14 protein-coding genes are annotated in these 19902 nt (G+C 52.4%); 7 read left to right on the top strand and 7 right to left on the bottom strand.

Features of this window, described 5'->3' with window-relative positions:
* Positions 1 to 18 precede the first annotated feature (18 nt).
* Together SNR34_RS02120 and SNR34_RS02125 are read left to right on the top strand one after the other, a co-directional pair.
* On the top strand, positions 19 to 3354 hold the full coding sequence (locus SNR34_RS02120; RefSeq protein ID WP_486181026.1) for a type 2 lanthipeptide synthetase LanM family protein: 3336 nt from the start codon (positions 19 to 21) through the stop codon (positions 3352 to 3354).
* Positions 3347 to 5569 carry a peptidase domain-containing ABC transporter gene (locus SNR34_RS02125; protein WP_486181027.1) on the top strand — a complete coding sequence of 741 codons (2223 nt, stop codon included), beginning with the start codon at positions 3347 to 3349 and terminating at the stop codon, positions 5567 to 5569. Before SNR34_RS02120 ends, SNR34_RS02125 begins: the two co-directional genes overlap by 8 nt.
* 195 nt (positions 5570 to 5764) lie before the next feature.
* On the opposite strand, the gene SNR34_RS02130 is transcribed toward SNR34_RS02125, so the two are convergent.
* The 4 genes from SNR34_RS02130 to SNR34_RS02145 form a co-directional block, all read right to left on the bottom strand.
* Complete coding sequence (locus SNR34_RS02130; RefSeq protein ID WP_339275736.1) at positions 5765 to 6520, bottom strand: YcnI family copper-binding membrane protein; 756 nt, start codon at positions 6518 to 6520, stop codon at positions 5765 to 5767.
* A gap of 78 nt (positions 6521 to 6598) precedes the next feature.
* The gene (locus tag SNR34_RS02135) at positions 6599 to 8323 is read right to left on the bottom strand and encodes a copper resistance CopC/CopD family protein (protein WP_486181028.1); all 1725 of its coding nucleotides are present in this window, start codon (positions 8321 to 8323) and stop codon (positions 6599 to 6601) included.
* 171 nt (positions 8324 to 8494) lie between these two features.
* Complete coding sequence (locus tag SNR34_RS02140; RefSeq protein WP_236417698.1) at positions 8495 to 9151, bottom strand: response regulator; 657 nt, start codon at positions 9149 to 9151, stop codon at positions 8495 to 8497.
* 1 nt (position 9152) lies between these two features.
* The gene (locus SNR34_RS02145) at positions 9153 to 9983 is read right to left on the bottom strand and encodes a sensor histidine kinase (protein WP_486181029.1); all 831 of its coding nucleotides are present in this window, start codon (positions 9981 to 9983) and stop codon (positions 9153 to 9155) included.
* Between the two features lie 305 nt (positions 9984 to 10288).
* On the opposite strand from SNR34_RS02145, the gene SNR34_RS02150 reads away from it, so the two are divergent.
* A complete protein-coding gene (locus SNR34_RS02150) occupies positions 10289 to 10456 on the top strand; it encodes a hypothetical protein (RefSeq protein ID WP_236417693.1) in 168 nt (55 codons plus the stop codon).
* Between the two features lie 171 nt (positions 10457 to 10627).
* On the opposite strand, the gene SNR34_RS02155 is transcribed toward SNR34_RS02150, so the two are convergent.
* From SNR34_RS02155 to SNR34_RS02165, 3 genes are all read right to left on the bottom strand, one after another.
* The gene (locus SNR34_RS02155; RefSeq protein ID WP_339275743.1) at positions 10628 to 12445 is read right to left on the bottom strand and encodes a diguanylate cyclase; all 1818 of its coding nucleotides are present in this window, start codon (positions 12443 to 12445) and stop codon (positions 10628 to 10630) included.
* 304 nt (positions 12446 to 12749) lie between these two features.
* Positions 12750 to 13340: a DUF5317 domain-containing protein gene (locus SNR34_RS02160; protein WP_486181030.1), complete on the bottom strand. Its 591-nt coding sequence runs from the start codon at positions 13338 to 13340 to the stop codon at positions 12750 to 12752.
* A 202-nt stretch (positions 13341 to 13542) separates the two neighbouring features.
* Positions 13543 to 14943: a hypothetical protein gene (locus SNR34_RS02165; protein WP_486182384.1), complete on the bottom strand. Its 1401-nt coding sequence runs from the start codon at positions 14941 to 14943 to the stop codon at positions 13543 to 13545.
* 293 nt (positions 14944 to 15236) lie between these two features.
* On the opposite strand from SNR34_RS02165, the gene SNR34_RS02170 reads away from it, so the two are divergent.
* The 4 genes from SNR34_RS02170 to SNR34_RS02185 all read left to right on the top strand — a co-directional run bounded on the left by SNR34_RS02170 (position 15237) and on the right by SNR34_RS02185 (position 19852).
* The gene (locus SNR34_RS02170; RefSeq protein WP_236417683.1) at positions 15237 to 16268 is read left to right on the top strand and encodes a BMP family lipoprotein; all 1032 of its coding nucleotides are present in this window, start codon (positions 15237 to 15239) and stop codon (positions 16266 to 16268) included.
* Between the two features lie 113 nt (positions 16269 to 16381).
* Complete coding sequence (locus SNR34_RS02175) at positions 16382 to 17881, top strand: ABC transporter ATP-binding protein (RefSeq protein WP_339278306.1); 1500 nt, start codon at positions 16382 to 16384, stop codon at positions 17879 to 17881.
* Entirely contained in the window at positions 17878 to 18945 is a 1068-nt protein-coding gene (locus SNR34_RS02180) for an ABC transporter permease (RefSeq protein ID WP_236417680.1), read from the top strand. The genes SNR34_RS02175 and SNR34_RS02180 overlap by 4 nt, the downstream gene beginning before the upstream one ends.
* A complete protein-coding gene (locus tag SNR34_RS02185; RefSeq protein WP_339275746.1) occupies positions 18929 to 19852 on the top strand; it encodes an ABC transporter permease in 924 nt (307 codons plus the stop codon). Before SNR34_RS02180 ends, SNR34_RS02185 begins: the two co-directional genes overlap by 17 nt.
* Positions 19853 to 19902: the final 50 nt, after the last annotated feature.

Genomic DNA, 19902 nt, shown 5'->3' on the forward strand with positions numbered 1-19902 from the left:
GGACAGGAGTTGGGAAAAATGAACATGCAAGAACTACTGGGGGATGTTCGATGGAACAATGCCCTATACCTGAACGAAAAATATGAACGCTTCAAGCAGGCTGTGTCGTCTGGACGTGCCTCATGGTCGTCTCTGCATAACCGTACCGCAGGACCGGAGGAATCAGGAGGCCGGATGGCCGATTGGATCGAGAAGTATTTCGGTGACCGGCAGCTTTTGGAGGAACGTTTTGAGGCTGAGCATATGACGTTTGAAGAGGTTCGTTCATTGTCTGAACATGAGGATTGGTCCGATGCTTACACGCACATGGAATGGTATGGGGAGCTGAAGCGCACCTTTTTGGAGAACGAAGATTATGAAATCGAATATTATATCGGGGGCGAGACGGAAGAAATTCCGTTTTTTGAATTTTCCAGGCCATTTCTGCAACGAGTCATTCATATTTTGCAGGAGGGCATGCACGAAGGCTATGAGTGGCTGGACCGCAGGCGCATCACGGGGCTGGTGCTCAAAACCGTATCGGATAAAGTGTTTCACCTGTCCGCCAAAATGCTGATTTATGAGTTGAACAGGTCGAGACTACAGGGAGAATTGAAGGGAGATCATCCTGCCGAGAGGTATAAATATTTCGTCAGGGAGAACTTGCAGCATCGGCATCAGATTCTTAACCTGCTCATCGATTACCCCGTACTGGCCAGAGCCATTGTCGAGCAGACCCGGCGGATTGCGCTAAATCTGCTGACTGTTCTGGATAGGCTTACGCTGGATCGTCGTGACCTGGAAGAGGTGTTTGCTTTTAATTTGGACCGGCTGGAGGATGTCGCTTATCTGGGAGATTCCCACAATGGCGGGGCAAGCGTGATGCGGTTACAGTTTGCCAGCGGTGCCAGCCTGATGTACAAGCCGAGAGATATGGGGATTGACACGGCTTTTGCCAAGCTGCTGCAATGGTTCAATGATCGGCAGATCGCGCTGCCTTTTCGAATGATCAAGTCGCTGGATCGGTCGGATTACGGATGGCAGCAGTTCATTCCTTATAAGGAGGCTGCAAGCCTTGAAGAAGTGGAACGATTTTTCGAGCGGCAGGGGCAATATCTCGCCGTCTTGTATGCGTTGAACGCGACCGATATGCACATGGAAAATATCGTTGTTCATGGCGAGCATCCATTCTTTATCGATTTGGAGTCCCTTCTGCACAATCAACCCTTCCAGTATAACGATGACCAGATAGGGGGAACGGCGCTCGAGAAAACGATGGCCATCCTGAATGATTCGCTGCTGAAAACAAGCATGCTTCCTACGCTCGATGCCAATGCCTTGTACCATAGCGACTTGAGCGGGCTGGCGGGCGATGTGGACCAAGTACTCAATACGTATGAAATTTTGGACAAAAATACAGATACGATGCGAATCAAACGAACGAAGGTTAGCGTAACCCGATTTAATCATTTGCCTTCCTACCGCAATAAGCCGATCAATCCCGAGAGGTACATCCAGAACCTGAAGACAGGCTTCTACCGCACGTATTCCCTTATCATGGAAAGCAAAGAGTCCTTTGTCGATGCGCTGTCTTCGTATTTTCACGGTTGCACGGTGCGAACCATCGTCCGTCCTACCGTTTCCTATTTCAGCCTGATCGAAGCAAGTTCGCATCCCAAATATTTAAAAAATGCGCTGGATCGGAACCTTCTTTTCGACATGATGTGGATGATCGTTCGCCAGGATCGGAACCGGAAAAGATTGTTCGCATACGAGTATTATGATCTGCTGCACGGGGATGTACCGATGTTCAAGACGAGGATCGGAGACAAGCTTTTGTTTCACCATTCGGATCATGAGCCGATCGATGGCGTGTATGCATCGGACATTTTGACGCTGACGGCGGACAAGGTTATGCGAATGTGCCCGGAAGATCTGGAGATGCAGTGGGAGTTCGCAGAACGAACCATTCAAACGAAATATGTGCTTGAACGTTCCTTCGCCATGGAAAAAAGCAAGGATCGCGTCAGGGCGGAACAAATAGAAGGAAAGCGCACCACGTTGTCCGCCGAGGATTACCTGCTTGAAGCATCGAGGATCGGGGATTACATAAAAGAAATTGCCATTGCGGGAGACGACGGTCGGTCCGTATCGTGGATAAGCATGGGAATGGATGCCGACGAGAAGCTGATCTACAAATCCTCCGAGCTTGGTCTGTATAACGGGGTAACGGGAATTGCCTTTTTCTATCTCTATCTGAGCAAGGAGACCGGAAAGAGCGAGTATTTGGAAATGGTGGATCGGTGCACGGAGACGGCCTGGGAGATGATCCGCAAAAAAATGGACAGGAACGTTTCCTTGTTCACGGGATACGGTTCGCTGCTTTACCTGCTGATGCATCGATCCAGCGTCTGTTCCGAACCGGCAATCCATGCGGATACGCTTGAATTGCTGGACATTCTGGAAGAGATGATCGATGACGATCAGCAGCTTGACGTGATATCCGGTTGTGCGGGTACGCTGATCGCCTGCGTAGACATGTACGTCTCCCAATCCTTCGGAAGGGCTTTGGAGGTGGCCAGACGCTGCGGCGATCGTTTGTTGGAAATGGCGCGTCCCATGGAAAGCGGAATCGCCTGGGTCACTTCGGCCATCAATAAAACGCCGCTCAGCGGAATTGCCCATGGAAATGCGGGAATCTGCCTTGCGCTTGCCCGGTTGTACCGCGTGACCGGCCAGACGAAATATTTGGATGCTTGCCTGAAGGGACTGGAATATGAAGAAAGCCTATACAACCCGGAATTGAACAACTGGAAAGACCTTCGATTCACCGATGGAAGCGAGCCGGAGAATCATTATGTCATGTACTGGTGCAACGGTGCGCCGGGCGTTGGTATAGCTCGAGTGGGCATTGCGGAGCAGCTTGGATCATCTGCCGCAGCCCAGAGCGTGGAGACGGACATTCATCGCGCCGTAGCGAAAACGATCGACGACGGATTCACGGAAGTAAGCTATTCGCTATGTCATGGCGATATGGGGAATCTGGAGCTGCTGCTGCTGGCTTCCAGTCATTTCGGCGATCGTGAGCTGGAACAGTATGCTTACGATATGGCAGGCCACATCGTAAGGCAGGTACGCAAAGACGGGCATCATTGGAGATGCGGCGTTCCCGGCCGCCAGCAGATCCCCGGATTGATGCTTGGCTTGGCGGGAATCGGATACCAGCTGCTAAGGCTTCATAATCCCGACTTGCCTTCCGTACTCATGATGGAAGGACCACGGAGCGACAACCGAACGGATCCGGAAGGGACGCTTCATTTGGAGGGCATTCCGAGCAGAGTTGAAACCTATGCGGGGGAGCAGCCTTATGCCTAAGGGAAAGGTGCTCGGGCTATGGCGGGGAAAACGACGCCGCGTTCCTATTAAATTGCAGATGAACCAGTATGATTGCGGGCCGAGCTGCCTGCACATGCTGCTTTCCTATTACGGTTATGAGGCAGACTTTGCCGAGCTGAAGGAGCGTTTCGCTATGCTCGGCAATGGCCGTGACGGAAGCTCCATGCTCAAAATGAAGGAAGTGGCCGAGAGCTATCAGTTGAACGGAATTGCCAAACGGGCATCCATTGAGCAGATGAGCAACGAATTTTTGCCGGTCATTTGCTTCTGGGAAAACAGGCATTTCGTCGTCCTGGAGCAGATTAGGGCAGGCGGGCAATATGTGGTGGCTGACCCGGCGCTGGGCAGGGTCACGCTTGACCGGAAAGAATTCGAAGAAAAATATTCGTGCATTTTTCTGCTCGTGCATCCCAATGAACACTTCGTGCCGCTAACGGGTAAAAAAATCAGCAAGGTTGGCTATTTCGGGGAACTCATCCGCAGCAACAAAAAATATTTTGCCTGGACGGTAGCGCTGGCACTGGGACTTCAACTCGTATCGGTTGCTTTCCCCTTCCTGATGCAGATATCCATCGATACGGCGATGGGAGAGAGCGGGCAGTCCATTTTTTCGGTGCTGATCGTCAGCATCGCGGCATTGACCCTGTTTCAGATCGGTTTCAGCTATATCAAGGATATGTGTATCGTCAAGCTGCAGGAACTGCTCGATGCACAATTGACGACTCGTTTCGTGTCCCATATGTTGAAGCTGCCATACCAGTATTTCGAGATTCGGTCCCGCGGCGATCTGATGATGCGGCTGAACAGCAATACGACCATTCGGGAAATCGTATCCCAAAAAATGATCTCCACCCTGATCAACTTATTTCTGATCGTAGTGACCTTCACGTATATCGTGATCCAGTCCCGGGTGATCGCTTTTACGTTATTGGGCATCGGCGTGCTGCAGGTGGCGATTTTCGGATGGACGCGCAGCAGATTCAAGAAGCTGACCCAGACTCAAATCGTCGCGCAAAGCCTTGCGGGGTCGTTCATGACGGAAGTGCTTGAGGGAATATCGACGATCAAATCACTGGGCATTGAAGAGCGAACAGAGGATACGTGGCGGGAACTGTTCAAACGTCAATTGGCCACGATCAAGGAGAAGTCGATCTTTCAAACCCGGGTCAATACGGTGACGAATACGCTTAATTTCGTGGCGCCCATGCTGATTTTGTTGGTGGGCTTGTACCAAATCATGCAGGGGAACATGACATTGGGCATGCTTGTATCATTTCAGTCACTGGCTGCCCTGTTTCTTGGCCCGTTGAATGCGTTGGCGTTGATGCTGAATGAGTTTGTCATGGCGGACACGCTGCTTGATCGGATCTATGACGTCATCCAGGCGGAAGAGGGCGAGAGATTTAAGGAAAAAGAAACGGATAACAACCTGACGGATTTTAAGTTGTCAGGCGAAGTTGCGATCGAACAGGTCAGCTTCAAATATACCGATTATGGATCGGAAGCCTTGAAGAACATCAGCATGCAGATCAAGGCCGGCGAACGGGTTGCTTTGGTCGGCAAATCCGGTTCGGGCAAAAGCACGTTGGCAAAATTGCTGGTAGGGTTGTATGCGCCTACCCAAGGCAAGATTTTCTTTGACGGTGTAGATATGGAGGATTTAAGGCAGCAGGAGATTCGTAACCAGATCAGTATTGTGCTTCAGGATAACTTCGTGTTCAACCGAACGGTATGTGACAATATCAGGCTTCATGCAGAGCAAGCAACTATGGAAGAGGTCGTTTTCGCCGCCAAGCTGGCGGACATTCACGAAGATATTCAGAAAATGCCGATGAATTACAACACTTTGATATCGGAAGCGGGGTCCAATCTGTCTGGTGGGCAAAAACAGCGGGTTGCCTTGGCGAGGGCGCTGGTCAGCAGGCCCAAAATATTGCTTCTGGACGAGGCGACCAGCGCACTCGATACGATTACGGAGGCAACCATTTCACGCAATTTGAGCATGCTCAAATGCACCCAAATCATCATAGCCCACCGCCTTAGCACGATTCGGAATGCGGATAAGATATATGTGCTTGATCAGGGCGAGCTGATCGACGCCGGTACGCATGATGAATTGCTGAGCCGCTGTGAAACGTATGCCGAGTTGGTTGGCGAGCAGCTGATGGAATCGGCTATCCGGCAGTATGGATGAGATCGTGCTGGCCTTCATTCCCCGCATGATAGGCAAATCCCGAATCCGCAAGGCGCCATGGACGGTTTAGAAACAAAGAGAAAGAAGCCACGGCTCACGGGTATTCCGTGCGGTCCGATGGCTTCTTTTCATTCAGCGCTTATCTTTCCTGATGAAGATGTGGAGCGTTTAACGTCTCATTGAGGAAGTGCATGATCATCTTTTTTTGCGACGTGTGGCCAGTGCGATTCCAAGGAAGGACAGGATCAATGCCAAAATAGAAACGATCAGCGTAGCCTGCTGCAATCTCAGCGTACCGGGATCGGAGTCGGTGTTGTTCGGCTCTCCGGTTACCGTATCACTTAATGCATCGCCAAGCGTGGTATTGTCGTTGGACTTGCTGCCATCGCTTGCTTTGTTTGTGCTGCCGGCTGTTCCGTCGCTGTCATGGCCATGGCTGTCCGCCGCGGAATCTGCGGCGTCGGGATTGGCCGTAATGGTCGTGATGCTGTGCGGGTAATCCGCATTCGATTCGCCTGTCCATTCCACGATGCTGCCATCGCTGTAATATTGGAACGCATCCCAGGCAACTTCCGCTTCGCGATCCGTGTTCTGGGCAACAAAGTTAAATTGTTGGAATTGTCCGGCCAGAATCCCTTCGTTATCGCCGTCCACTTCCCAAGTGACCATAGTGACTTCGTTGGAGTCGTTCTTTTCGGTGGTTACTTTCCAACCGGCCAGCGGCTGGTATTGTTTGAACGAAACGCCCTCAGGTATTTTCAAGGCGATTTTGGTCGTGGCGATGTCCTTCTCGGACGGAATCTTGATCGTATACGTTTGCCATGCTCCTGTCTGCGCGACAGAGGGATTGACGGTAACGTGAGCGCTGGCGAACCCGGCAAAGAGCATGAGGGCGGCGGCTCCGGCAGTTAAAGTGGAAGCAAGTTTGGACATCCATGACGTTTTTTTCAACTTGAGTAACCCCTTTCGTAATGCGTAACTTTGTTTTTTAATGGTAAATCCAAGGTTTGGAAAAGGATCATCGCCTATTCAGGGATTGTTTGTCTCGAATTCGAATTCGGCATCCAGTGAATCCAGGGACCTTGTCAGTGCGTGTACTTTGACGTGCCAATGGCCGGGCATGGAGAGATAATCCTCGGCTTTATAGATGCCGGCGTCGTTTTTGGGAATGGTAATCTCATAGATGCCCATATCCATATCCAAATGAGTCAGGGAAAGCGTAACCTGTTCCAGATCGTTGACGGTTGTTCCGTCTGCCCGTTTGATATCCACAGTAAAGGTATTTTCACCCGTAACGTTGGGACTGATCTGGAGCGTGATCTCCGATCCGTCCTGGATCGTTTGCGTTTCCTGAAACGGCCCCGATGCGGCCGGTTGTCCTGGCGACAGATGTGTCAGGACGGCGGCAAGAGCGAGCACGACAGCGCCTGCGGCCAGTTCAGCCTTGAGGCTTCCCGAAAGCCGGCCCCCCGTTCCGGTGCGGGCAAGCGCAGCGTGGCGCCATGCGAGTGCCAGCATGGCCATGAGCAGCAGCACTTTGGCCAACAAGACATAGCCATAAGCGGTCGTGAACAGCGATGTCAGGATCGGCTCGGGCAAAATGACCAGGCTGCTATAGATCCCCGTAGCAACCAGAGCGGCCACGGCACCGATTCCCCAGGCCGAGAAGCGGCGAATGGACGCCCAGTAAGCTTCTCCTCTCAAGGACGCGGGGAGTCTGTCCGTTAGCGGCGGCAAACATACAGCCATAACCGCCAGGGCGCCGATCCAAAATGAGGCTCCGACCAGGTGGATGTAGTCCATGGCAATCGCCAGTACCTTCTCCTCCGCAGCCGCCGGGTGCCCGGTCATGGCATGGGTGAACAGCCAGCCCAGGACAAGGACTAGCGAGCCATAGGAATTCCAGTGCCGCGCCTTCACTGAACGATCGCGATCATATCCGGACAGGATGGTCACAGCGAGCAGCATCAGGAGCAGCATTTGGACGAGCCAGAGCTGTCCGAAGGAGGTCAGTTTTAGCGCGCTGCCGATGAGCGACCAGCTGAATTCGCCGATGGCCACGCCCGATTCATAGATCGTGTTTAGCGGCAGGCTGATGATCGCCGCAGCGGACGCGGCGGCATAGCTTATCCATAACAACCTGTGGCTGCGCGGAACGTCCAACGCTTCGCCGGCGATGGACTTCGGTACGATCCGAAAGAGCAGGAAGGCCAGCGTGCCAAGGATCGTGGACAGTCCCAAGTATTGAATCCAGTCGGTCAACGATACCAGCCATTTGAGCGGGCCGCCGCCTTGCTCCGCTCCGGAACCTGAGGTCAGGTTCTCAAGCCCCGGTGGCGCTCCTGACGGTGCACCGATATGAAATACATAAACGCCTTGAATGGGGTGCCCGTCGGCAGATACGGCTTTCCAGCTTACCGCATACGTTCCGTTCCCAAGTCCGCTACGAAGCCCGGTTTCCAGCACATGCGGTTTGGCTTCATCGATGCGCACGCTGCCATCGTCCGCCCGGTTGCCGTCCGGTCCGGTAATCACGACGTCATAGAAGGCCGTCTGCAGCGATTCGTTGAATTCCAGCGTGAGTAGAGCCGGTGCGGAGGCAACCGTCTCGTTCTCGCCCGGGCTGGCCTTAACGATATAGGCGTGAGCGGATGCCCATTGCGGCATGGCAAGGCAGCAAAAGAGCAACAAGGAGATGGCAAAGGACCAGTGTCTCTTGGCCCATGCCGGTTTAAATCCGTGAAAAAGAATCAAAAAATCACCTTCAGGTAAGTTGGAATGGTTTTCCTGTGATACGGATCACAATCTATTCCATTATAACTTTGTCCAATTTATAGTTATATGACTACATCGGGCTATAAAAAAACGGATTGCTTTCCGGAAATGTGACAAATGCATGGATGTCTCTACGGTAAGAGCTTGCGTTTACTTACGCAGGTTGCGCCCGGCCAACCCGCTCTCCAGGGCATAGCGGGTTAATTGGACCCTGTTGTCCAACTGAAGCTTTTGCAAAATGTTTTTAAGGTGGTTTTTCACCGTTTGGTCGGAAATGCCGAGCTGTTCTGCGATTTCCCGGTTCGTATAACCGGCAGATACCCACTGCAATATCTCCAGCTCGCGCGAGGTCAACGGGTTATCGGGCACGTCCTGACTGCGCGGCGCAGGAAATTCCTGCAAAATGCGATAGGCCAGCTCCTTGGTCAGCGGCGCATCGTCGGAAACGATGGCACGCAGGTACTCGAGCCATGTGGAGGGCGACAGGTTTTTGAGCAAGTATCCCTGAGCTCCTTGTTTCAACGCTTCGAACAGGTAGGTCACGTCATCCGAGACGGTAACCATCACGATCATGACGTAAGGAAAACGCAGCTTGATCAGCCGGGTGGCTTCCAATCCGTCCATATCGGGCATCTGCACATCCATCAAAATCAGATCCGGCATCCATTGCTCCGTCAATGCGAGCGCATCATGGCCGCTCGCGGCCGTAGCGATCACTTCGAACAAGCGGTCCTCGGACAAAATGCTGCAGATCGCTTCGCGCGCATGTGCATGATCATCCACAACCAATACGCGTACATGCTCCATATCAGTCATTCTCCTTTCCGATCGTTATGCGGGTAAGCCCCGGCTTGGATTCCAGCGAAAAGAACCAGCCCATCTGCGCGGCACGTTCTTTCGTGATTCTCAGTCCGTATCGTTCCTTAAGGGCAAACGGGTCACCGTTGATCCCCACGCCATTATCCTCGATCCGAATGGTCCAGAACGTGGAATCGCCTTTTGCATCAATCCGGACATCCGTGGCCTCTGCATGCTTGCGTACGTTCATCAGTGCCTCGCGGATGCAAGCCAAAAGTTCGACCTGCTCTTTCGGCGTCAAAAAGGTGGCATCGAGCTGCCAATGAACGCGAGCTGAGGGAACGGTATCGTTGACAATCGATTTGACCTGGCCGAGAAGAGGTGCCTTTCCCGGCATGGCCGAATGTCCCGGCACGTATCGGAGCTGGGAGATGGCTTGCCTTACATAATCATTCGCTTCTTGAACCGTTTTGCGAATTTCACGGATATCTCGCTCGTGTTCGCTTCCGGCCAGGCTGCGCTCGGCTTTATCCGTTTTGACGGAGAGCAGGAAGAGCGACTGGGCAATGCCGTCATGCAATTCCCTGGCCAGCTGATCCCTGGCTTCCAGCGCAGCTTTGGTGGATCGCTCCTGCTCCAGGGCAGCCCTGGCACTCTCCAGCATATTGAACAGGCGGCTGAGCAGCGTTACGCTGACCAGATACACGATGAGCGGCGTAAGCCAGTTTCCGGCGTCCATGGAGAGATAGGGCATCAGAAACTGGTGGCGAATATACTCCCATAGTCCGACCGTGACGGTTGGAATAAGCAATATCATCCATTTGATCTGTTTGTAGGACACCAAGCATAACCCCTTAGATAGAATTCAAAGTCAACAAACATGACAAGATTGATGGCATGGCCTCATTATAACGCAACCGTTCTCGAAGACCATAGCCCGGTGGGGGGATATGGCGATTGGGCTGTATGCAGGAGCATCCGGGAGGATCTTTGCGAACAGACATGGTGGGTATCTCTGATGGACTGTTAAGCCCGATGTGGAGGGCTAAGCATGGATGACCCCGTTTTCCCGAACCGCCAAGGTTCTTTATACTTATATAGAGCGTTAAATGATGACAAACCATGTTAAGGAGTGAATGCATCAACATGAATCAAGAGGTATTGGAACGTCGCAGCGAGTTGCTCAAAAAAAACATCCATCAAATGATTCTGCAGGATAATCAATATGGAATCAGCCGCCAGGACAGCATGTTTTTGCAGCAAATGATCAAGGAATTGGTTCAGACTTCGCATGAACTGAACGCTCAGCGATAATAGCGTTCGTAGAACAGGGAATGGGTTCGAATACGAATTATGGCCGCCTGCATGAACAGTGTTTTCTTGGAATTTAATATTTCGAAAAAAAATGGCGCTATCCCCGGATTGTATGGGGATAGCGCTTTGACGTTCTGCTGAACTACAGTCCGGTTATACGGGTCAGGAGCGTTAGGAGAGTTTGGTTTGGATGTACCCGATAAACAGTTCGACCAGTTCGGGGTCGAATTGCGTGCCTGAGCACCTGCGAAGCTCATCGATGGCTTCCTGCATATTTTTCGTTTTTTGGTAAGGCCGCTCCGTCGTCATCGCATCGAATGAATCAATGACCGTCAGCATGCGGCATAACCGCGGAATTTCGGCCCCCTTGAGGCCGTAAGGATAACCTTTCCCGTCGTACCGCTCATGATGCAGCTCAATGTAAGGGATCAGGTCCGCAAACCGCTCGTTGGTCATGACCATTTTTTTGCCCCAGGTGACATGGCCTTTGATCGTTTCCCATTCATCGGCGGTGAGCTTATCTTTTTTGTTGAGCAAAGACCAGGGGATTTCCAGTTTCCCGATGTCGTGAATTAATGCACCCAGCACGAAGCGCCGTTTGTCGGCATTGTCCAGCTGCATGCGTTCACTGATATCGATTGCGTATTTGTATACCCGTTTCGAATGTTTAAATGTATCCATATCCTTGTACCGGAACAAGTTGAGCTGCTGTTCGATATCCCGCACGTCCTGTACCAGGTCGATTTCCTGCTCCATGCCGTCGTTGCTGCCATGGCGATGCACATTGTTTTTGCCTTGTTTCTTGGCGTAATACAGTGCCTTGTCCGCCTGATCTACGAGTTGGGACTTGTTGTACATATCTGTTTCATATTGCGCAACGCCAGCGGAAAAGGAAAGGCAGCCATGCGGGAAAACCTCCACGCCTTCAAAAGGAGTATCGTTCAGTTGTTTGCGCAGTGCATTCATGAACGTAAACGCTTCGTCCACCTCCAGGCCCGGCATGAGCAAGGTGAATTCTTCCCCGCCGTAACGGAAAGCGGTAAACGGTGTGCCTTTCGTTTTTTGGATCAGAAATTTGCCAAAAAAAGACAACAGGCTGTCTCCTTGCAGATGCCCGAAGCGGTCGTTGTATTTCTTGAAATCGTCGATGTCGATTAATCCCAGAGAAAGCGACGTTCCTTGAATGCGGGTCTTGGCCAGCTCGCTTTCGAGCATGTTTTCGAAATAGCTGTGGTTGAACAGTCCTGTGCGCTGGTCCTTGTTGGCCTTTTCCTCAATGTCCTGATACATGAGAAACAGTTGTTTGAACGCATGCGACAGCAAAATGGTAAGACTGAGGTACAGCAGTAATCCAAGTACGCCGTTATGGCTAACCAGTATCGTTAAAACCAGCGCGAGAATGAGTGTACACAGGTAGACGAGCAGCGACTCCGTGACGAAGGCGCGTTTCATCTGCTGAAGGGCATCCTTGGTTGTGAAATGAAAGAAGAGTCCAAGCGTGAACGTATTAATAATGAAGTACGCCGCCAGCGCAGCAATATAAGGGAACAGGTTGTATCCGTCCAGCAGGCCGGGTTTGCCGCCAGTCCAAGCAAATACGGCTGCGGCTCCGGCAATCATGAGGACATAAATGCTGAAATTGATGATATGCTTCCACCAGGCAAGCTTGCGATCCTTGATCAGAAGAATGAGAGAGACGGGAAGCAGCACCGACAGGCTGAAGGCGCCGCCGAACATGAAGATGCATGCAAGATATACGGAAGAATCCATCGATTGCTGATTGCCTTTGGGCGGAATCTGGAACGTGAAGTAGTCGAGGATCAGCGCGGCCCCGAGCATGGTATATACCATAACCCAATCATCCATGGAGAGATGAAAATAAGACCACCTGTTCATATACAGAAAACCACCGATACCCGCGCAGCATAGCAAAATGGTATACACGCTGCTGCGATCTGCTTTATGGATAAGGTTACGAATGAAGTTCATGCCAATTCTCCCGCTTGATTTAGTCTGCTCGTGATGTTGTATCCGCTTATACTATATCGATGTATACCATAACAAGTTGCTGGGCAAAAATCCAGAACGAAAAAACAGGCTGCTTGGGCAGCCTGTTTTCGTTAGTTGGCAAGTTTGGAGTTATTAGCCGCCAAGCTTGTATCCGGAAGTTAAAGCCACAACAACGGAAGCTACGATGATTGCATTGATGACAAGGCGAGAATATTTGATGTTTTCAAATTTTTTCATGGATTGAACCTCCCTTCCTTGGAATCGGATGGCAGAACCATTCCGTTTATGCCTGACGTGCTTCGGGAGCCTTGGCTTTCTTCCGGTTCTTGTCCACCATCATGTGCTGAATAAACAGGAAGATGCCCAAGTTCATGACCACATCGCCGATGCTGATGACCTGGGTGCGCGGATAGGGACTGGACAAGGGGATAATGTCACCAAGGAAAGATAGCCGGGTAGAGGCATCCATCGCAAAATGTTTGGAGACCGCGCCCCCTTGCTGCAATAAATCCACATAGTACGGACCCAGTACCTCAGAAGCCTCCACTGAAACGGGCATCCGTCCGCCATTCGCCGCCATGACGGCAAAATTGAGAAATACCCCGATCCAGATCAATGTAAACCCCGGATACTTCCTATTCATCCAGAGGAAAACGAGACCGGTGACATACACGGCTCCAAACAAGTAACCATTAATAGAAGCAACCCAAGTCCACTTCTCCTGTACGTAAAAAATCAGAAACTGGCCAAGCAGCAATAACGGGAAAATCCAGCCGCCTTTCAACTTTAACGTTGAAAATTGGGTAAGACCATGGCGAAATCCGCCCCGAAACAGCCCGACGATCACACCGATCAAAATCCCATCGTATACCATGGAAAACTCCTGTTCTTGCAGATATGTGTAAGTAAATGCGTGTTTATGTATCTATGTTATTCGACCTCGTATTGGTAATTCCTTCATGATTTTGGACGATTCGATAAAAAAATTGTTAACCTCTGGAGAAAGATCAAAAAACCGCATTCGTGAGCCTTCGCGACTAGTCGCTGCAGGTTCATGAATGCGGTTTGGTTCGTAATTATTCCGATTCGCCGTTCAGGTAATTGAAAAACGGCTGATCCACCCAGAAGTCGTATCCGGAAATATCGGCATCCGGGGCAAGCTTGCGGAACCCATCGCGAATCGTTTGCGCCTGCTCTTTTAGGGAGAAGGATTGCGCGTAATAATGGCCAAGCGCGATTTTGGTATTGGAAATAACCGGGTAACCGTCAATGGCGGTTGGCGAGTAATACAGCGGCTGCCACCAGGAAGCATGAATCAGCGGGGACGTGCCGTCACTGTTCTTTTTGGCATATTTTGCAACGATGTCGTTAAATCGGGCTTTGTCTGCCGCATTGTTGAACTCGAATTGAATGTCGTATTCTTTGGCATAAGCGATATAATTGCCGTTTTCGATTTGCGTTACTTTATAATCCGGGGTTTCTTTCGGCTCGCCCCATTCCTTCAAATAAATGAATGCCGATGTTTTCGGCTGGAACTGTATGTCTGCATCGATGCCTTCGCTGCGCAGCAGGCCGATCAGCTGTGCGGCATGTTTGATGTCGTCATGACCATACGTCAATGTCAGCTCACCGATGAAATTCGAATTAAAACGTTCGTCCTTCAGGTTGTAACCTGTGACGAGATTGTCGCGCAATGCCTGATCGACGATCTTCCTCAGCTCAGGCGCATCGATCAGATCAGCCGTGCGGTATGCGGCATACAGTTTGGAGTAAATATCCGGGTCGCCGGCTCTTCCGATTTCATTTTTGTATTGTCCCAGACTGGTCAGCACCTGTCCAAGCAATACATTGGCGAAATCCTTGCTTGCTGCCCCGCCTTTGCGCAACGCAGGGTACAGGCTTGCTGGCAACAGCCCCGTATCGATGGCAGCGGCCAGCTCCTGAGCGGCTTGTCCTTGGACGCGATTTTTGGAAATGCCCGCTTTGGCCAGCGCATTCTTCACCTTTGCTTCAGGGTACGTATAAGCGAGCTCCTTGAAGCCGGCTGCTTTGACGGCAAGGTATACTGCGGCATAAGTGCCGAGCGTATCGTCTGCCCGAACTTCGGTAGAAGTGAGAATGCCTGCGTTAAACAGCGAAGCTGCGGCATCATAGACGTCGTCGCCGGCCTTCAGGTCGGTAAACGAAGCCGCCTGATCTGCGGCAGCATCAGCCTCAGCGGTTTGGGTGATGGCGGCAACGGCTTGAATAAAGTCGCCCTTCGTGATCTGTGCCGGCAGCCGCACGCCATACTTGGCTTGCAGGAATTGGGCGTAATCAGCGGCGCTTTCGGCATGCGTTGCCGATGTTGATGATGCTGGGGCCGAAGCTTGCGCCGGCGTGGACGCCGTTGCAGCGGATGCGGGAGTGAGGGGCAGGCCAATGCTGCCGATCGTAATCGGGGCCGCAAGCAGTGCGGCGAGTGTGGCGCGAGTCATTTTTTTCAAAGGAAATGCCTCCTTAAAGGAAATATGTATTGAAAGTTTGGATGAAAAGCATTAAAATTCTGACAAATCCTATCCGAATTTAAAGATTGGAATGAATTTAGCACGGTGAAGCGGAGGATGTCAACGAAAAAAACAAAGATATCATTGTCGTTCAAAGTTGCCGCAATGAAGGATGTAACATTAAGCCATTTAAAAGAGTGTATACGGTTAAAGTTTTATTGACAAGGATCGACATTATCCGATAGGATGATAACAAAAGAATGTGGAAAAGGGGAAGTTTAAAAATGAAAAGAGGTTTATCGTTCGTCTTATCCATCGTTATGGTCGCTATTTTGCTGGCTGCTTGCGGAAATTCGGCCTCTAAAGACGAACAATCCGCGCAAGGTGGCGATTCCGGAAAATCGCTCCGCATGGCGCTGGTGCTTCCCGAAAAAATCGGGGTTAACCCGTTCTTCGTACAAATGGATGAAGGTTTCAAAAAAGCGGGCGAAGAGTTCAAGGTAGATACGAAAACGATCGAATCGACAGACCCGGCTGCGTTTGAACAAAATTTGCGTGCCGCTGTTGCCGAGAATTACGACTTGATCATTACCGCTACGTTCCAAGCGGAAGATGCCCTGAAAAAAGTGGCTGCCGAAAATCCGGACAAGCAATTCGCGATCGTGGACACAACGGTAGACCTGCCTAACGTGCGCAGCGTCGGTTTCCGCGAGTACGAAGGGGCTTACCTGCTCGGCGCTGCAGCCGGATTGTCCACCAAAACGGATAAAGTCGGCATGATCGCAGCGGTAGACGTGCCTCTGATCAAGAAATATACAGAAGGTTTCAAAGCAGGTCTGGAATCCGTTAACCCGGATGCCGAGTTCCTGGTAAACTATGTCGGCGGCTTCAATGACCCGGCCAAAGCTAAAGAATTGGCGTTGGTTCAATTCGGCAAAGGTGCCGACTTCATCGCCGGCGCATCGGCTGTAGGCGATCTGGGCGTGTTCGAAGCAGCGAAGGAAAAAGGATTCTACACTTCCGGACAGGATACGGACCGTACTGTTGAAGATCCGGAACACATCGTTTTGTCCCAGTTGAAATCTACGGATACCGTTGCTTATCAAACCGTCAAGGATTTTGTGGAGGGCAGCTTCAAGGCTGGCGCGGTAAACTACGGCCTGAAGGAAGATGGCGTTGGCCTGACTTTCGTTACGCGTGACAGCGAATCCCCGCTGAGCGATTTCGTGGGACAAGAAGTGATCGACAAAGTAAAAGCGATCAAGGATGATATCGTATCCGGCAAAATCGTCGTCAAAGATCCACTGCAACAGTAAGATTGAAGTGTCGATTATGGAGTGATTGACATGTTGATCAGCCGGCTGCCCAATCAGGCAGCCGGTTTTGCTGCTATTATCATGTCCGAGACCGAGGGGAGCGAATGAGGGAAATGCTGTTGGAGATGGAACAGATTACGAAGAAATACGGCGAATTCACGGCCAACCGGGACATCCGTTTTACGCTGCGCGAAGGGGAGATCCATGCCCTTGTAGGCGAGAACGGTGCCGGAAAAACAACGTTGATGCGTATGCTCTACGGTATGGAGCAGCCTACATCGGGAACGATCCGCGTCCGTGGGAAAGAGGTGAGCTTTGCCACCCCTTCGCAGGCTATGGCCTGCGGCATCGGCATGGTACACCAGCATTTCATGCTGTTTCCATCCTTTACGGTTGCCGAGAATATCGTCATCGGGCGCGAGCCTTCATCGGCCGGGGTGTTTGACCGCAAGCAGGCGGCTGCGCAGGTGAACGAGCTCGGCAAGAAGTACGGGATGCCGGTCGATCCGTGGAAAAAGGTAGCCGAATGTCCCCTTGGCATGCAGCAGCGCGTGGAGATTCTGAAGGTGCTGCATCAAGGTGCGGACATCATCATTCTGGACGAGCCTTCTGCCGTATTGACGCCGCTTGAAGTGAAGGAATTGCTGGCAAACATGAAATCGCTCGCCAGATTGGGCAAAACGTTTGTCCTGATCACCCACAAGCTGCAGGAAGTGATGGATGTGGCGGACCGGATCACGGTGCTCCGCGACGGTCAGGTCACGGGCACATTGGATGCGAAGGATACCGACGTGGAGGAGCTTTCCCGTCTCATGGTAGGGCGCGAGCTTGTACGCATGGACAAACAGCCGTCCGTTCCGGCCGAAGCCGTGCTTCGGGTGGAAGGCGTCAATTTGTCCGGTGCCAAGGACCGCTCGCCACTGAAAAACATTCAGCTTGAGGTTCGCAAGGGCGAAGTCGTCGGTGTGGCGGGCATTTCCGGCAACGGACAGTCCGAGCTGATTCAGGTGATTGCAGGGCTGCGCAAGGCGGACAGCGGGCGCGTGCTGCTGTCCGGACAGGATACGACGAACTGGCCTGTACGGCGCATCCGCGAGCAGGGTCTGGCGCATATTCCGGAAGACCGCTACATGTGGGGAGCGGCGAAGGATGCCAGCGTACGCGAGAATGGATTGATGGGCCATCATTACCGCCTGCAATCCCGCGGCCTGATCAAAGCCAAGGCAGCCCGGGCGATGGTGGAAGGTTGGATTAAGCAGTTCGGCATCAAAACGGGATCGGCTGACACCAAGGCACAGTTTTTGTCCGGCGGTAATTTGCAAAAGCTGATTGCGGCGCGCGAATTCGCTCAGGACACGCCGTTTCTGATCGCCGCCGAGCCTACCCGCGGCGTCGACATCGGCGCGATGGAAACCATCCATGCCGAGTTATTGCGCAAACGCAATGAGGGAGCCGGCATTTTGCTTGTCTCTTCGGAATTGACTGAAATATTGCAGCTGTCCGACCGCATCGTCATCATGTACGAAGGCGAGATCGCCGGCGAACTGAACGCGGCTGATGCGACGGAAGAACAGATCAGCTTGTTAATGGCAGGAGGGAAAGAGCGGGTATGAATCGGTTAAAAGACTCACTTCGCGGGCTTGTGCAGCCGCTGCTTGCCGTATTGATCGGCTTGCTGGCCGGCGCAATCGCGATTCTCGTCGTTGGCGGGAACGTCATCGAAACCTATGGGGAAATGTGGAAAGGGGCCTTCGGGAACTTCTATTTCTTCACCAACACGCTGGCCCGCTCCACGCCGATCATTCTGGCGGGGTTGGGCGTCGCGCTGGCTTTCCGTGCCGGATTTTTCAACATGGGTGCCGAGGGGCAGATGATTCTGGGCGGACTAAGCGCAGCGCTTACGGCGCTCTACCTTCCGGGACCAGGCTGGTTCGTATGTATTGCCGCGATCGTCGCAGGCATTCTGGCAGGCGGGATATGGTCCCTGCTGGCAGGCTGGCTGGATGCGCGGTTCGGCATGAATCTGCTCATTACCACACTGCTGCTCAACTATATTGCGATCTGGTTCGGGGGATATATGGTATCGTACCCGTTCAAGGACCGCACCGGCTCCGCCGCCATGGCGCAGACGCCGATGATCGACCAGAGCGTCTGGCTGCCGAAGCTGTTTCAGGGCATGAGTTTGCATGCCGGCTTCATTATTGCCATCGTGGCGGCGGTTCTGATCTATTTCTTTACGTATAAAACGGTGACCGGATACGAGATCCGCATGCTCGGCAGCAACCCGTCCTTTGCGACATATGGCGGGGTTCGCCGCATTCGCATCATGATGCTGTCCATGATTATCAGCGGCGGACTCGCCGGACTGGCGGGTGCAGGAGAGGTTCTTGGCACGCAGTACCGCTTCCTGGACGGCTCTCTGTCTTCGGCCAGTTATGCCTGGAGCGGCATCATGGCGACCTTGCTGGCCCGCTCGCATCCGCTTGGAACAGCCGTAGCGGCCATCTTGCTCGCTGCTCTGCAGACGGGAGCGATGGGCATGGAGCGCAACACGGATGTGCCGCTGGAAGTCGGCAGCGTAATTCAAGCCGTGCTGACCCTGTTCGTGTCGGCGCAGATCGGTTATTCATTCCTGAAGCGGAGAAAGGAGAAGAAATCCAATGCAGCAACTGTTTGATGCAGCCTTGTTTGGCTCGACCCTGCGGATCCTGACTCCCATTCTGCTTGCGGCGCTTGGCGGGGCCTTGTGTTCCCGTGTCGGACTGTTCAACGTCGGACTGGAAGGACTCGTGCTGATCGGCGCTTTCTCTGCGATCGTGGGAAACTACCTGTTCGGCAACGTATTGCTGGCCGTGATGTTCTCCATCGTGATCGTTATGTTGTTTTCGGCCTTATTCGCATTCATCAGCATCAATCTCAAGGCGAATGCCATCGTTGTCGGCATTTCGCTCAACTTTTTGGCGACAGGGCTGACGACCTTTGCGCTCCGCGCGATTTTCGACGTAAAAGGCGCATATTACGATAAGGACATGCAGGGACTTCCGAAATGGGACATTCCGCTGATCAAAGACATCCCCTGGGTCGGAGACGTGTTCTCTGGCCACAGTCCGCTCGTGTATTTGGGGATCGTGCTTGTCATTGCGCTCCAGTTCTATCTGTTCAAAAGCGTCTCCGGATTCCGCTTGCGCTCGGTCGGTGAAAATCCGATTGCTGCGCAAAGCATCGGCATCAAGGTGCGCGGCATTCAATACGGCGCCGTCCTGATGTGCGGCGTGCTGTGCGCGTTGGCGGGAGCGCAATTGTCGCTGGGCCAGGTGACGATGTTCACCGAAGGCATGACGGCTGGACGCGGATTCATCGCGCTCGTGGCGACGATGCTCGGGCAGGCGAACCCGCTTGGCGTATTGGGCTCCAGCGTGCTGTTCGGCTTCATGGAAGCTTTGAGCATTCGTTTGCAGGGCTTCTCCCTGCCAACGCATTTCACGATGATGCTTCCGTATATCGTGACGCTGGTGGCCATGTTCTTTTTCAAAGATCGGACTTATGCGCAGGACGCGCAAAAAGCGGGCGGAAGCTCGCGTTAATCTGAATGCCCGCTGGCGAAATAACGTCGGCGCGCCAATCGAGCAAGGGA

The organism is Paenibacillus sp. XP01 (assembly GCF_057364885.1).

What these genes read in the sequence shown, in the direction of transcription:
- SNR34_RS02120 (WP_486181026.1), top strand. Translation starts at nt 19, where the DNA reads ATGAACATGCAAGAACTACTGGGGGATGTTCGATGGAACAATGCCCTA.
- SNR34_RS02125 (WP_486181027.1), top strand. Translation starts at nt 3,347, where the DNA reads ATGCCTAAGGGAAAGGTGCTCGGGCTATGGCGGGGAAAACGACGCCGC.
- SNR34_RS02140 (WP_236417698.1), bottom strand. Translation starts at nt 9,151, where the DNA reads ATGGAGCATGTACGCGTATTGGTTGTGGATGATCATGCACATGCGCGC.
- SNR34_RS02150 (WP_236417693.1), top strand. Translation starts at nt 10,289, where the DNA reads ATGAATCAAGAGGTATTGGAACGTCGCAGCGAGTTGCTCAAAAAAAAC.
- SNR34_RS02155 (WP_339275743.1), bottom strand. Translation starts at nt 12,445, where the DNA reads ATGAACTTCATTCGTAACCTTATCCATAAAGCAGATCGCAGCAGCGTG.
- SNR34_RS02160 (WP_486181030.1), bottom strand. Translation starts at nt 13,340, where the DNA reads ATGGTATACGATGGGATTTTGATCGGTGTGATCGTCGGGCTGTTTCGG.
- SNR34_RS02165 (WP_486182384.1), bottom strand. Translation starts at nt 14,943, where the DNA reads ATGACTCGCGCCACACTCGCCGCACTGCTTGCGGCCCCGATTACGATC.
- SNR34_RS02170 (WP_236417683.1), top strand. Translation starts at nt 15,237, where the DNA reads ATGAAAAGAGGTTTATCGTTCGTCTTATCCATCGTTATGGTCGCTATT.
- SNR34_RS02175 (WP_339278306.1), top strand. Translation starts at nt 16,382, where the DNA reads ATGCTGTTGGAGATGGAACAGATTACGAAGAAATACGGCGAATTCACG.
- SNR34_RS02180 (WP_236417680.1), top strand. Translation starts at nt 17,878, where the DNA reads ATGAATCGGTTAAAAGACTCACTTCGCGGGCTTGTGCAGCCGCTGCTT.
- SNR34_RS02185 (WP_339275746.1), top strand. Translation starts at nt 18,929, where the DNA reads ATGCAGCAACTGTTTGATGCAGCCTTGTTTGGCTCGACCCTGCGGATC.